At 67.1% G+C, this 14,235-nt stretch carries 10 protein-coding genes and 3 tRNA genes; 8 read left to right on the forward strand and 5 right to left on the reverse strand.

All coding sequences use genetic code 11. The annotated features are described in order from the left end of the window. Positions 1-61: 61 nt before the first annotated feature. Genes LDO14_RS02625 through LDO14_RS02640 form a run of 4 tightly spaced genes read left to right on the forward strand, consistent with a single transcriptional unit; the run spans position 62 to position 6,086 of the window. Positions 62-2,905 carry a PEP/pyruvate-binding domain-containing protein gene (locus tag LDO14_RS02625; protein WP_223993632.1) on the forward strand — a complete coding sequence of 948 codons (2,844 nt, stop codon included), beginning with the start codon at positions 62-64 and terminating at the stop codon, positions 2,903-2,905. Between the two features lie 60 nt (positions 2,906-2,965). Then, positions 2,966-4,081, forward strand: coding sequence for a hypothetical protein (locus LDO14_RS02630; protein ID WP_223995095.1), 1,116 nt, complete (start codon positions 2,966-2,968; stop codon positions 4,079-4,081). A 45-nt stretch (positions 4,082-4,126) separates the two neighbouring features. Further along, positions 4,127-5,212, forward strand: coding sequence for an ATP-binding cassette domain-containing protein (locus tag LDO14_RS02635; protein WP_223993638.1), 1,086 nt, complete (start codon positions 4,127-4,129; stop codon positions 5,210-5,212). Beyond that, a complete protein-coding gene (locus LDO14_RS02640) occupies positions 5,202-6,086 on the forward strand; it encodes an ABC transporter permease (protein ID WP_223993641.1) in 885 nt (294 codons plus the stop codon). Before LDO14_RS02635 ends, LDO14_RS02640 begins: the two co-directional genes overlap by 11 nt. 66 nt (positions 6,087-6,152) lie before the next feature. Here the strand turns inward: LDO14_RS02640 and LDO14_RS02645 are convergent, their stop codons facing one another. From LDO14_RS02645 to LDO14_RS02665, 5 genes are all read right to left on the reverse strand, one after another. Continuing rightward, the gene (locus tag LDO14_RS02645) at positions 6,153-7,619 is read right to left on the reverse strand and encodes a C40 family peptidase (RefSeq protein ID WP_223993643.1); all 1,467 of its coding nucleotides are present in this window, start codon (positions 7,617-7,619) and stop codon (positions 6,153-6,155) included. A gap of 192 nt (positions 7,620-7,811) precedes the next feature. Further along, positions 7,812-8,726: a cation diffusion facilitator family transporter gene (locus tag LDO14_RS02650; protein ID WP_223993645.1), complete on the reverse strand. Its 915-nt coding sequence runs from the start codon at positions 8,724-8,726 to the stop codon at positions 7,812-7,814. Between the two features lie 10 nt (positions 8,727-8,736). Further along, positions 8,737-9,165: a metallopeptidase family protein gene (locus LDO14_RS02655; RefSeq protein ID WP_018771709.1), complete on the reverse strand. Its 429-nt coding sequence runs from the start codon at positions 9,163-9,165 to the stop codon at positions 8,737-8,739. A gap of 9 nt (positions 9,166-9,174) precedes the next feature. Next, a complete protein-coding gene (locus tag LDO14_RS02660) occupies positions 9,175-10,149 on the reverse strand; it encodes a DMT family transporter (RefSeq protein WP_223993646.1) in 975 nt (324 codons plus the stop codon). 89 nt (positions 10,150-10,238) lie between these two features. Further along, positions 10,239-11,255 (reverse strand): PHP domain-containing protein, encoded by a 1,017-nt coding sequence (locus LDO14_RS02665; RefSeq protein ID WP_223993648.1) that lies wholly within the window; start codon positions 11,253-11,255, stop codon positions 10,239-10,241. A 164-nt stretch (positions 11,256-11,419) separates the two neighbouring features. Between LDO14_RS02665 and LDO14_RS02670 the strand changes: the two genes are divergently transcribed. The 4 genes from LDO14_RS02670 to LDO14_RS02685 all read left to right on the forward strand — a co-directional run bounded on the left by LDO14_RS02670 (position 11,420) and on the right by LDO14_RS02685 (position 14,070). Further along, positions 11,420-11,492, forward strand: a tRNA-Glu gene (locus LDO14_RS02670). Positions 11,493-11,583: 91 nt separating this feature from the next. Continuing rightward, positions 11,584-11,657 (forward strand) — tRNA-Asp (locus LDO14_RS02675). Positions 11,658-11,705: 48 nt separating this feature from the next. Further along, positions 11,706-11,781: transfer RNA gene (locus tag LDO14_RS02680), tRNA-Phe, on the forward strand. A 693-nt stretch (positions 11,782-12,474) separates the two neighbouring features. After that, on the forward strand, positions 12,475-14,070 hold the full coding sequence (locus LDO14_RS02685) for a glycoside hydrolase family 68 protein (protein ID WP_018771706.1): 1,596 nt from the start codon (positions 12,475-12,477) through the stop codon (positions 14,068-14,070). The last annotated feature ends 165 nt before the right edge of the window (positions 14,071-14,235 follow it).

Below are 14,235 nucleotides of genomic sequence, written 5' to 3' on the forward strand. Positions count from 1 at the left end.
GGCACCGGACAAACAGCAAGGCATCCCCGGAATACCGCCGCTCGGATAAGGCATCTGGGACATGGAGCAGCCAGGGCTGTCAAAAGTCGGCACCAGCACGGACGCCGGGCTGGTGCTGGACCTGCGCCGGCTCGACGCCGGAATGCTGGGCTTGGCGGGTGGCAAGGCAGCCAACCTTGGAGAGCTGTTGTCCGCAGGGTTGCCGGTCCCGGAGGGTTTCTGCCTCACTACCGCTGCATACCGGCAGGCAACCGGCGCCCCCGACTCCCTGCCTCCCGCGCTGGCCGGGGTTTATGCCACCCTGGGGGACGCCGCCCGGTCCGGCGTTACGGAACCGCATGACGTGGCAGGGCTGGCTGAAACAGCCCGTGCCGCGATCCTGGCACTTCCGCTTCCGGCGGCGGTTTCCCGCGAGGTGGAACAGGCGTACGCGGCCCTGGGACCCGATGTTCCGGTAGCGGTCAGGTCCTCGGCCACCGCAGAAGACCTGCCATTCGCCAGCTTCGCCGGGCAGCAGGACACCTACCTCAACGTCGTCGGAGTGCCTGCCCTGCTTGAGGCCGTCCGCAACTGCTGGGCGTCGCTGTGGACGGACCGGGCAACCGCATACCGGGCAAGCCTGGGGATCGATCCGGCCGGCGTTGCGCTCGCGGTGGTGGTCCAGCGGATGGTGGACGCGGACGCCGCCGGCGTCATGTTCACGGCGAACCCCCTGACCGGCCGCAGGCGGCAGATCGTTATCGATGCCAGTCCCGGCCTGGGCGAGGCCGTCGTCTCAGGCGCCGTCAATCCGGACCACTTCGTGGTGGACGCCCTGACCGGAAGGGTCCTGGAACGGAAACTGGGAGATAAGGGCGTGGCGGTACGCCCCCTTCCCGGTGGCGGGACGCAGACCCTGAAGGTTCCCGCAACCAGCAATGCAGCCTGCCTGACGGACAGCCAACTGGCTGGACTGGCGCGCCTTGGCCTGGAGGCCGAGGATCATTTCGGCGCCCCGCAGGACACCGAGTGGGCCATCGACCGTACCGGGGCCCTGTGGCTCACCCAGTCCAGGCCGATCACCACCCTCTACCCCGTCCCGGAGAGCAACGGTGCCGCGGGCAGGGTCCCCCAGGGCAGCCCCGCCGCAAGCGGTACCAGGGCGTATCTCTGTTTCAGCCTGGCCCAGGGGCTTACCCGCCCGCTGACGCCCATGGGCCTTGCGGCGCTGCGGCTCGTCGCCTCCTCCATCGCCCAGGCTGCAGGCTTCCCTGTTCCGGACCCCCGTGGCGGACCGTCGCCCTATGCCGAGGCCGGGCAGCGGATCTACGTCGACTTCACCACTCCCATCCGCAGCACCGTGGGCCGGCGCCTTGTACCCCGCGTCTTCGACATCATGGAGGCCCGGACAGCAACGGTCATGCGGCAACTGTTCGACGATCCCGCCTTTTCGGTGACCACGAGGACGCCTTTCGGGCTGCTGCATCACATCGTTCCCGTCGCAGCCCGCGCCAAGGTTCCTGCCACGCTTCTCCGGGCGCTGGTCCGGCCCCGGGCAGCGCTCCGGCGGCTGGACCGCTTCACGCGCGACTTCGAGGCATCCCTGGGCTCCGAAGACGGTGCCGGCGCGCCGGCACGCCTTGACCACGCCGAATCCCTCCTTGGGCAGCGCCTGTTCCCGATTGTTCCGGCAATTCTTCCCCTTCCCGCCCTGGGGTTCGCCATGCTCGGCGTTGCGGGAAGACTGCTGGGTGGCAATGCCTGGGCTGAGCTGCAGCCCGTGATCCGTGGCCTGCCCAACAACATCACCACCGAAATGGACCTGGAGCTGTGGCACCTTGCCAAGGAAATCCGGGAAGACGTTCAATCACGAACCGAACTCATGGCCGGCGATCCCACCGTCCTGGCAGCCGCGTTCCAGGCCGGACAGCTGCCCGCACGCCTCGATGCGGGCCTCACCCGGTTCCTGGACGAGTACGGCCACCGGGCAGTGGGCGAAATCGACGTTGGCCTGCCGCGATGGTCCGAAGAGCCGGCACACATCCTGGGCATCCTCGCCAATTACCTCAGGCTCGAGGACCCGGCCCTGGCGCCTGACGCACAGTTCAGCAAGGCCGTGGAGGACGCGGAAACGCAGGTGGACCGGCTCGTTGCCCGCGCCGCCGCCCGCGGCAGGATCCGGGGAAGGCTGGTGCGTGCCGCGCTGCACAGGGCACGGCTGTTCGCCGGCCTGCGCGAGCTGCCAAAGTACCAGCTGGTGACCGGCCTCGGGGAAGTCCGCCGGCAACTGCTGCTGGTGGGCGGGGAGCTGGCCCGGGCGGCCGTCATCGAACAGCAGGACGACGTGTTCTTCCTGGACCTGGTTGAAACCAGGCAGGCCTTGTCCGTGGACGCCGACGGCGGAGCGCCCGTCCAGGACTTTCGCGCACTCGTGGCCGGCCGCCGCGAGGATTACGCCCAGGAGCTCAGGCGCCGGCATATTCCCCGGGTTCTGCTCTCGGATGGAACCGAACCCGAAGCGGTGCGCACCGCCGTCGGCGTCACCATGGAAGGAATGCTGACAGGCAGCGCAGCCTCGGCAGGAACAGTGACCGCTGCCGCGCGCGTCATCCTGGATCCCGTGGGAGCCCGGCTTGAGCCGGGCGAAATCCTGGTTGCCCCTTCCACGGACCCCGGCTGGACGCCGCTGTTCCTCACTGCGGGCGGGCTGGTGATGGAAATGGGCGGAGCCAATTCCCACGGCGCAGTTGTGGCCAGGGAGTACGGGATACCTGCGGTGGTCGGAGTCGCGGACGCTACCGGGCTGATCAGGACCGGCCAACAAATAACGGTCGACGGCGGTGCGGGCACCGTAGTGCCGGAACGGCCCGGCCGGCAGCAGGATGGGGGCGCTGCGGGTGACACCGATCCACCTGCACCGGCGTAGTCTTTACCTATGGGCTCCAACACGCTGGATTCCAGCGGACCGTCGCAACGAAACAGCACAATGAACCGCCGGGCATGGCTGCGGTGGCTGCCCGCCGTCGCGGCTCCGCTGGCGATCGCTGCGGGCGCCTTGGCCGGCTCCCTTCCGGCCGGTGCCAGCAAACCACTTCCGGCCAAGACGCCGGCGCAGGTCCTGGAGTTGGCGGCAAGCCACCAGGTGCACACGTTCTCAGGGACAGTGGAGCAGTCCGCCGACCTGGGGCTTCCGGAGCTGCCCGCCACCGGGAAGCCATCCGGTCCCGCGGCCGCGGGGAGTGCCGCATCCGTGATTGAGCTGCTGTCCGGCAAGCACACCGCGCGCGTCTACCTGGACGGCAAGGACAACGCCCGCGTGCAGGTGATGGACCAACTGGCTGAACGTGACGCGGTCCGCCACGGCAGCGACGTCTGGTTCTATTCGTCGAAGGACAACACAGCCGCACACTTGACCCTGCCGGAGCATGCCCAGGATCCATCCCGGGCGAAGGACCATCAGTGGGCAGGTGGGATGCCGACGCCAGGCGACCTGGCACAACGCTTCCTGTCCAAGGTTGAACCGACCACGGCCGTTTCGGTGGGGCCGGACGTTTCCGTCGCAGGACGGGCTGCCTACAACCTGCTGATTGAGCCGCGCACCGACGCGACCCTGGTGGGTAAGGTGGCCATCGCCGTCGACGGTGAAAACGGCATGCCCCTGTCCGTGCAGGTGACCGCACGCGGAGCGGACACCCCGGCGTTCCGTTCCGGGTTCACCAGCCTTTCGCTGGAGGCTCCTGACCAGTCCGTCTTCACCTTTACCCCGCCTCCGGGCAGCACGGTCAAGGAACTTCCCGTTCCGGACAAGCGCCATGAGCCTGCAGACATGCACAGCCCCGACGGCATGCATCCCGGTGCCACTAAGGACGTTTCCGTAACCGGCGCCGGATGGGAGACCGTGGTGGGCACGGCGCGTGGGTCTGCTGCCGCTGCCGAGTCGCTGCTGCAGGACCCGCTGCTGTCCCAGGCCGCCGTTGCCGTCCCCGGCGGCCGGCTGCTCTCCACCGCCCTGCTCAACGTCCTGGTCACGGACGACGGCCGGATCTTCGCAGGAATGGTGCCACCGGAGCGGCTGCAGGCCGCAGCAGCAGCAGCCCAATAAGTGTTGGGTGGACGGGGGAGTGTTGGCCGGACGGGGGCCGGCACGGTGAGCGCGGGGTTGGCGATCGAGACCCGGGGACTCAGCAAGCACTTTGGCCGGCAGGCCGCCGTCGACAGCGTGGACCTGGCCGTCCCGCACGGGAGTGTCTTCGGCTTCCTGGGGCCCAACGGCTCCGGCAAGACCACCACCATCCGGATGCTGCTCGGCCTGGCGGCCGCATCCGCGGGGACGGTTCACCTGCTGGGCCAGGAGATGCCCGGCAAGCTCCATGATGTGTTGCCGCGCGTGGGCGCCCTGGTGGAAGGCCCCGCCTTCTACCCTTTTCTGTCCGGCGCCGCCAACCTGCACCGGCTCGACGCCGCGGGCCCGCACACCGTGCCCGCCACACGCAAAGCGAGGGTGCAGCGGGCGCTGGAGCGCGTGGGCCTGGAGCACGCCGCCGGCAAACGGGTGCACGCGTACTCCCTGGGCATGAAGCAGCGGCTGGGCATCGCCAACGCCTTGCTGTCGCCACGGGACCTGCTGGTACTGGACGAACCCACCAACGGGCTGGACCCGCAGGGGACGCGGGAAGTCCGGAACCTGGTGCGGTCGCTGGCGCATGAGGGCACCACCGTTTTCGTGTCCAGCCACCTGCTGGCCGAGGTGGACCAGATGTGCACCCACGCTGCCGTCATGAGCGCAGGAAAGCTCGTGGCACAGGGGCCCCTGGCTGAGCTGCGGCAGGCTGGCAGCACCCGGCTCCGGCTGGTAACGCCCGACGGCGGTGCGGCCCGGCAGGTCCTGGCGCGGCTGGGGCTGGTACCGGAACCTGGACACGCTGAACCCCGACCCGCTGAACCCCGACAAGCTGAACCCCGACCCGCTGAACCCCGACCCACTGAACCCCGACAAGCTGAACCCGGACCCGCTGAACCCCGACCCGCTCAACCCGCGCGGGCGCGGCCGGACGGCGAGACGATCGTTGCGGCCATGGCGGATGGTGCCCAGCCGCCCGCGGTGCTTCCCGAGGACGTCGTGGCGCACCTGGTCCAGGCCGGCGTCCGGGTCCGGGGATTCGCCGTCGAGCGTGAAAGCCTTGAGGACCGCTTTGTTGCCCTCACGGGGGAAGGATTCGACGTTGCCCAGTAGTGTTCCCGCGGATCTACCGGAGGCTGCCGGAACAGCCCGGCCGGCCGCAGTGCCGCGCAGTTCCGGGCTGTCCCTGTTGGGGTCGGAGCTCAAGGTCCTGTTCGGGCGCCGGCGGACCTGGGCGCTGCTCCTGGCGCTCGCTGCCATTCCGGTCCTGATTGCCGTTGCCCTGAAGGTCTCTTCCGCGGTCCCGCCCGGGCGGGGACCCGCCTTCCTTGACCGGATCACCCAGAACGGCCTGTTTGTGGCCTTCACCGCCATGCTGGTTTCCGTGCCGCTGTTCATGCCGCTCGCGGTAGGTGTGGTGGCGGGGGATACGATCGCCGGGGAGGCGAACCTGGGCACCCTCCGGTACCTGTTGGTGGCACCGGCCGGGCGGGTCAGACTCCTCCTGGTCAAGTACGCGGGCGCGCTGGCCTTCTGCATCGTGGCCCCGTTGACCGTCGGTCTTGCCGGCGCTGCCATTGGCGCGGCACTTTTCCCGGTGGGTCCCGTGACACTGTTGTCCGGCGGGGTGGTCCAGCCGTCCGAAGCTGCCCTGCGCATCGTGCTGATCGCTGCCTACCTGGCGGTGTCACTCGCCGGCCTTTCGGCGATCGGGCTTTTCCTGTCCACGCTGACAGTGGTGCCGGTGGGAGCGATGGCCGCCACCGTGGTCGTCTCGGTGGTCTCGCAGGTCCTTGACCAGCTTCCGCAGCTGGAGTGGCTGCACCCCTGGCTCTTTAGCCACTACTGGCTTGGTTTCGGTGACATGTTGCGCCAGCCGTTAGTGTGGGATTCCTTTGCCAGCAATGCGCTCCTGCAGGCCGGGTATATGGCAGTGTTCGGTGCGCTCGCCTATGGCCGGTTCGTCACCAAGGACATCCTGAGCTGAGGCAGTCAAGCAATCTATCCGTGGAAGTCAACCGCACAATTCAACCGCACAATTCATCCGTGCCGCCTAGTAGCGGGCCGCGTAGGGATAGAGGTCCATGCCCACCATGGAGCTGATGGTGGAAACGGTAATGCCTTCCTGCGGGTTGAGTGCCTGCACCACCTGGCCGTTCCCGAGGTAGATGGCCACGTGGTAGAAGTTCGGTGCCGAACCCCAGACCAGCAGGTCGCCGCGGCGGGCCTGCGAAATGGGGACGTGGACCGGCGCGGCGGCATATTGCTGTGAAGCTGTGCGGGGAAGGTACTTGCCAGCTGCGGCGAAGGCGTTCTGCACCAGCCCGGAGCAGTCAAAGCCGTAGGGACCGGTACCGCCCCACTGGTAGAAGTACGGCGCGCCCACCTTTCCCAAAGCGACGGTGATGGCTGCCTCGTAGGTGCCCGAGCCGGTGGCAGGGGCAGGGGCAGGCGCCGGTGCAGGCGCGGGAGCCGGTGCCGGTGCAGCGGGTGCGGGTGCTGGTGCGGCAGGGGCGGGTGCGGGGGCAACCGGAGCAGGAACGGGGGCGGGTGCAGCCGGGGCAGGCGCAGGAGCGGCGGGGGCGGGAGCAGCCGGGGCAGGCGCTGCCGGGGCCAGTTCCTGCCCGCGGCTGTTCTGGTTCGCTGCCTGATTCTGTGCTGCCTGGTTTTGGGCGGCGTTGTCCTGCGCAGCTTTTTCCTGGGCGGCCTTGTCTGCGGCGGCGGACAGGGCGGCAAGCCGCGCCTCTTCACGCTGCCGTTCCAGGGCATCCACGCGGGCCGATTCAAGGGCCACAGTGGTGTTGCGGAGCTGCGCCAACTGGTCCACCAGGATGGTCCGCTGCGCTTTCGCGTCGGCCACGGCCTTGGCCTGCGCGGCATTGGCCTGTTCCGCCTGGGACTTCCGTTGTTCAGCGGTCTTCGCTGCGTCGTCTGCGGCTTTGGTGGCGTCGTCGGCAGCTGCCGTCAGGGACCGGTAGGCGGTGGCCGCGGTGTCCGCCGCTTCGAAGGCCCGGCTGCGGCTGGCCGAGAGGGCCTCGAGCGTGGCTGCCTGCTGCAGGCTCTCACTGCCGCTGGCAATGGTTCCGAGGGTCGGGTTCAGGCCGCCGTTGCGGTACAGGTCCCCGGCAAGCTGCCCAACCTGCTTCCGGGTCTTGTCCTGCTGTTCGCGGGCGGACGAGGCTTTGGCTGATGCAACGGATGCCGCTTCGGTCCTTTGCTGCAGCTCCACCAGTGCCTCGCTGTACGAGTTGTTGGCCTGCATGGCCACGGCAAAGGCTGCCTGCTGGGCTGCGGACGCGTCGGCAAGGATGCGCTCGATGGCGCCGACCTGGTCCGCCGTGGCGGCCTCACTGGCCTTAGCCGCGGCAATGTCCTCCGGCGAAGGGATGTCAGGCGACGCCGGAACGGCCAGTGGAGCGGACGGCGCCGGTACAGCGGTTGCCGGCGTTGCCGCGGATGCAAAAAGGACGACGGCGGCGCACAGCACGGCCGTCCTGCGGCCGGATCCGGATAAAGCCATCTGCAGAGACCTCGCAACGTTAAGGCCGGGAGTGAGGTTCTGGATGCGGCACGACGATGCCCCTCAGCTGCCCCCAGCAGTCCGAGGTTACGTGACCCCCTGCACATTAGCAACAGCAGTCACATCAATAACATAAACCACAACAGTGTCATTAGGGGCGGTTTTTGTCCGGTGTGTCGTGGTCGGCCGGGGTCAGGCGTGCTGGTGCGCCTCATGCTCGGAGTGGCTGGCAGGTTCCAGCTGGAAGGTGCAGTGGTCGGTATCGAAGTGGGAGCCCAGGCAGGTGATGAGCTTGTCCAGCAACTGGTCGGCGCCGCGGGCATTGAGCACTCCGTCCTCCACCACAACGTGGGCCGAGAAGACGGGGACGCCGGACGTGATGGTCCAAATGTGGATGTCATGCACATCCGTCACACCGGCCACCGAAAGGATGTGCTCGCGGATCATCTGCACCTCCACCCCTTTGGGACTGGCTTCCAGGAGGACGTCCACCACATCGCGCAGCAGGCTCCACGCCCGCGGCAGGATCATCAGCGCGATCAGGACGGAGGCAATGGTGTCCGCCGCCTGGAAGCCGGTCAGCATGATCACTGCGGCGGCGATGATGACGGCCACGGAACCAAGGAGGTCGCCAAGGACTTCCAGGTAGGCGCCGCGGATGTTCAGGCTCTCATCCTGTGCCGTGCGCAGGATCACGAGCGACACCAGGTTGGCCACCGCACCGAGGACGGCCGCAAAAAGCATGATGTCCGTCTGCACTTCCGGCGGGGCACCGAACCGGCGGAGCGCCTCCGTGAAGATGACCACGGAGATCACGATCAGGATCAGCGCATTGGCGAGGGCGGCCAGGACCTCAGCGCGCTGGTAGCCGTACGTCCGCTGGTTGCTCGCCGGGCGGCCCGCAATCCAGGAGGCCAGGAGCGCGATGGTGACACCTGCCGCGTCCGAGAGCATATGTCCCGCATCGGCGAGAAGGGACAGCGATCCGGACAGCACAGCCCCGATGATCTGGATGACCACCACGCCAAGCGTGATTCCCAGGACGGCCACAAGGCGTTTCCGGTGCCGCCCCGTGGCGGTGATCCCATGGCTGTGGTCGTGTCCCATGCTTACAAGGCTAGCCCCAGCCCAGCTCATGCAGCCGGTCATCGGAAATCCCGAAGTGGTGGGCGATCTCATGCACCACAGTTACGGCCACCTCGTGGATCACATCGTCCCTGGAACCGCAGATCTCCAGGATGGGTTCGCGGAAAATGGTGATCCGGTCCGGCAGCGAACCGGCGTCCCACCAGGAATCGCGTTCCGTCAGCGGAACCCCTTCGTACAGTCCCAGCAGCACGGTGTCCGGATCTTCCCCCGGCCCCGGCACGTAGTCGTCGTCGATGAAGACGGCCACGTTGTCCATGGCCCGGGCCAGCCTGTCCGGAATGCTGTCCAGGGCATCCTGGACGGCTGCCTCGAACTCGTCAGGGGACATGGTGAATTCCGGCGGTTCGTGCGGGCCGTCGGGAATGATGGGCAGTCCCGGCGGAAGGCTGGCTGGCATACCCCGACTCTAGCGCCGAAGCGGCCGCGGGCCGCCGTGGACCCGGCTCCGCCGCCGGGTGAGCCCCACCCCCACCAGGCATACCAGCCCACCCACCAGTCCCAACGCCGAGGGGATTTCACCAAGCAGCAGCCAGGAGATGAAGACCGTGGTGCCGGGGACCAGGTATGTGGTGGCGGCCAGCTTCCCGGCGTCCACCAGTGACAATGCGTACGCCCAGGTGGTGAAGGCGATGGCGGTGGGGAACACCCCCAGATACACCAGCCCCAGCGTGGCCTGCGGCGGAGCCGCCTGCACCTCGGACACCAACTGCCCGGCGAACGGCAGGCTGCACACTGCCCCCACCACGATGCCAAACCAGGTTGCCTGCGCCGCCGGGAACTTCCGCACCACCGGCTTCTGGATGATGACGCTGACTGCGGCGAGCACCGCGGCAAGGAGGCAAAGCGCCACCCCGGCCAGTTCCGCCGTCGAACTTTCCCCCGTCCGTGGCTGTCCGGAGCCGAGGGCGATCAATGCGACGCCGGCGAAAGCCACGGTGCTGCCGATGAGCAGCCAGCGCGGGAAGCCTTCCTTGAGGAAGATGCCGGCCATGATGGCCACCAGGATGGGGTTGACGTTGATCAGCAGGGCGCTGGTGCCGGCATCAAGGATGTGCTCGGCGGCGTTCAGCGCCACGTTGTAGCCACCAAACCACATCACGCCATAGGCGAGGATGGGCAGCCATTCCCGTCCCCGCGGCAGCATCCGGCTCCTGAGCAGTTGCGGCACCACCAGGAAGGCCAGCACGACGGCGGCAATCGCCAGCCTGCCCAGGGTCAGCGGGCCGGGGGAGAAGTGGGGGCCGATGGCCCGGATGCCCACGAACGCCGAGGCCCACAGGACCACCGTGACCACCATGGCCGCCACGCCGAGGGCCTTCACGGGCTTTCCTGCTGCAGTGGCGGACGCCAGGGGTTCATGGGCGGGGCTGGTTGGCGGCATGGGACAAATGTACGGCCGGAACGGACGCCGGGCTGGCGGAAATCGGCCATGTCGGCAGCGGTGGTAACCGTGCCTGCGCCTTCCAGGGCCTACTTCGAACCGGCCCAGGCCAGCAGTTTGTCCGCCGGCCAGGTGGTGATGATCCGCTCGGCAGGCACGTTGTTGCGGGCGGCCCGCTCGGCACCGTACTGCAGGAAATCCAGCTGCCCTGGTGCGTGCGCGTCGCTGTCGATCGAGAACAGGCAGCCTGCATCCAGCGCCAACTGGATCAGCGCATCGGGCGGGTCCTGCCGTTCCGGTCGGGAATTGATCTCGACGGCCACGTTATGCTCCGCGCAAGCGGCGAACACTTCCGCGGCGTCGAATTCCGACGGCGGCCGGGTTCCGCGGGTGCCCTCCACCAGCCGCCCGGTGCAGTGGCCCAGGACGTTGGTGTGCGGGTCCTGGATGCCGCCGAGCATCCGGGCGGTCATGGTCTTCCTGTCCGCGCGCAGCTTCGAATGAACGCTCGCCACCACAATGTCCAGGCGGTCCAGCAGCCCAGGCTCCTGGTCCAGCTGGCCGGACTCCAGGATGTCCACTTCGATCCCGGTCAGCAGCCGGGTGTTCCCGCCGTTGCTGTTGATCGCTGCCACCACGTCCAGCTGGTCCAGCAGGCGCCCGGCCGACAGCCCGTTGGCGATGGTGAGGTTGGGGGAGTGGTCGGTCAATGCCAGGTACTCCCGGCCCAGCACCTCCGCTGCCGCCACCATCAGCTCAATGGGGGAGCCGCCGTCGGACCATTCGCTGTGGCTGTGCAGGTCGCCCCTCAATGCCCCACGGATTTCCGTCCCACCGGAGGCCAGCGGCTGGGCGCCCTTCTCCCGGAGGTCGGCCAGGTAGTCGGGAACCTCGCCGTCCACCGCCTGCCGGATCACCGCGTAGGTCCGGTCGCCGATGCCCTTCATGGACTTGAGCCGGCCGGTCCGGGCCCGGGTGGCTACTTCCTCAGGGCCAAGGGGGCCGATGGCCGCCGCCGCTTTGCGGAAGGCCTGGACCTTGAAGGTGGCGGCGCGTCCGCGCTCCAGCCAGAAAGCAATCTCATTGAGCGCTGCGACGGCATCCATCCGTCCATCTTGACCCGTGCGGCGGCGCAACGGCGCGGTTTTTCGCCGATTTTGGATAATTCCTGCGGAGGCCCTATAGTTTTAGAGTCCAGTTCGGAGAAACGCAAAGGACAAAGACGGAAAGCCTCGCTTGACGCCTTTTATTTTGTTCCGAACGGGTTCTGGCCCCCATCGTCTAGCGGCCTAGGACACCGCCCTTTCACGGCGGCGGCACGGGTTCGAATCCCGTTGGGGGTACGCAAGGAACTGGTCAAACAGGCTAAAAAAGTCTGGTAGGCTGGAAGCCTTGAAAAAAGCGGTAGAAATACTGCGAAAGCAAGAAACGCAAGGCCCTGTAGCGCAGTTGGTTAGCGCGCCGCCCTGTCACGGCGGAGGTCGCGGGTTCAAGTCCCGTCAGGGTCGCTCTGATTGTTGGAAGAAATTCCGGCTGTCATGGTGACTAGTCACCTAGGCTCTGTAGCTCAGTTGGTAGAGCGTTCGACTGAAAATCGAAAGGTCACCGGATCGACGCCGGTCGGAGCCACCACTGGGAAGCATCAGTTCTTCGGAACTGGTGCTTTTCTTCATTTAACCGCCATTGGCCAGCCGCTCTTCAAGTGCGTTCCGTGCCCTTGTCCAGGTGGATGGCCCCGGAGCAACTGTCCGGCGCCCGCCTCACCTCCGGCGCACCAACCGCGGCATTGGCACGCAAAATCGAAACCGACACCCTTGGTCGCCTGCGCAGCCCACATTTGCGTATCGATACGGAATATGGGCGGCGCCGGCGAATGTGCGCGTCATGCTCAGGTGGGCCGGCCTTTAGGGATCGTGCGTGCCCGGCGCCACCAGGACGAGCGGACTGCGGCGGCGTGGCCTGCGCAACAAATCGCTTGTCTTGCCAGGAAAAAATCGCGCCGCCCTGAAACATTTGATTATAGCCAAACCGATGTGGCACGCGCGCGCGTTGGCTTGCGTAAGCGCTTGCACCCTACTCGGCGGTAGCCGTTTTTGGGCTGTGAAACAGGGTTTGAACTGCATCCGGCGCCCGTTCTAGCGTGGAGCGCGGCGGAGGGAAAGCATGCTTTCCATCGGCCGCAGGGCCCCACCCAGGTCCTGATCCCCCCAGCACAACGGCGTCCCCGGCGACGCCTGAGGTGTTACCGGGCCGCGGTTGTTTTCGGGGTCATGGGCACATGCCCGTCTTCCACGAACAGTTACAACTCCGCGAGAAGAGCAAGAAATGCACAAGCACCCCCAACACCGGCTGCTGCGGTGGCGCCCTGCCGCCGCAGCACTGGCCGCAGCCGTTGCTGCCTCGGCCTTCCTGGCCGTCCCCTCTGCCCAAGCCAACGAGCCGTCGGACCCGCCGACGGTCGGGCAGCTGCCGGCCCCCACTCCCGGTTTCGCCCTCCCCACCGAGCACACGCAGGAGGCCTTCGACCCGGCGTCGGACTTCACCTCCAAGTGGACCCGCGCAGACGCCAAGCAGATCATGGCGCAGAGCGATCCCACGGTGGCTCCCGGCCAGAACTCCATGAGTCCCGACGTCACCATGCCGGAGATCCCCCAGGATTTCCCCGCCATGAATGACGACGTCTGGGTCTGGGACACCTGGTCCCTGACGGATGAAAACGCCAACCAGATCAGCTACAAGGGCTGGGACGTCATCTTCTCCCTTGTTGCCGACCGCCACGCCGGCTACGGCTTCGACCAGCGCCACTGGAACGCCCGGATCGGCTACTTCTTCCGCAAGACCAACGCCGACCCCGCCAAGGACAAGTGGAACTACGGTGGCCACCTTTTCCTGGACAACACCTCCATCGGCAACACCGAATGGTCCGGCTCCACCCGCCTCATGCAGGGCGACCACGTCAACGTCTTCTACACCGCCACCACCTTCCACGACGTGGCCGAGCGGAACGCGGGTGGCGGCGGGATCGCTCCTGACGCCGCCATCGCCAAGGCCCTGGGCAACATCCACGCTGACAAGAACGGCGTCAGCTTCGACGGCTTCGAGCACACCAAGCTGCTGGAACCGGACGGAAAGATGTACCAGACCAAGGCGCAGAACCCGGGCTTCGCGTTCCGGGACCCGTACACGTTCGCCGACCCCGCCCACCCGGGAAAGACCTTCATGGTCTTCGAAGGCAACACCGCCGGCACCCGCGGCGATTACCAGTGCAAGGGTGAGGACCTCGGCTACCAGCCGGGCGACCCCCAGGCAGAAAGCGTCGGCGACGTTCAGAACAGCGGCGCAAACTACCAGACCGCCAATGTGGGCCTGGCTGTAGCCGACAACAAGGACCTCACCAAGTGGTCCTTCCTGCCGCCGATCCTTTCGGCCAACTGCGTCAACGACCAGACGGAACGTCCGCAGATCTTCATCCAGAATGAAAACGGCAAGAACAAGTACTACCTGTACACGATCAGCCACCAGTTCACCTACGCGGCCGGCATGCGCGGCCCCGACGGCGTCTACGGCTTTGTTGGTGACGGCGTGCGCTCGGACTACCAGCCGGTGAACAACAGCGGCCTGGCCCTCGGTTCACCCACCGACCTCAACCTGCCGGCCAACAACCCAAGCGGTACCATCTCCGGGCAGCAGAACGGTCGCCAGTTCCAGGCATACTCGCACTACGTGCAGCCTGGCGGACTCGTGCAGTCGTTCATCGACAACGTCAACGGCGTGCGTGGCGGATCGCTGTCACCCACTGTCAAGATCAACTTCAGGAACGGCGTGACCCAGGTGGACCGCAGCTTCGGCCAGAACGGCCTCGGCCCGTTCGGCTACCTGCCCACCAACGTCAGGGTTGGCGGCGAAGGCCTCTACAAGTAGGACAGCCTGCACACCTGAATAGACCGCGGCTTTTGCCGCACCGCCGCTGACACAGGCGGCACCGCTCAGGCGGGAATGTCCTTGGGGGCGTTCCCGCCTGGGTTCTTTAAGCCCAGGCCGGTCGGCGGGCCGCAGAGTTTCCAGCGCATGTGCCGCACCCTGGGG

This window comes from Arthrobacter sp. NicSoilB11 (genome assembly GCF_019977375.1).
Lineage (GTDB): Bacteria > Actinomycetota > Actinomycetes > Actinomycetales > Micrococcaceae > Arthrobacter.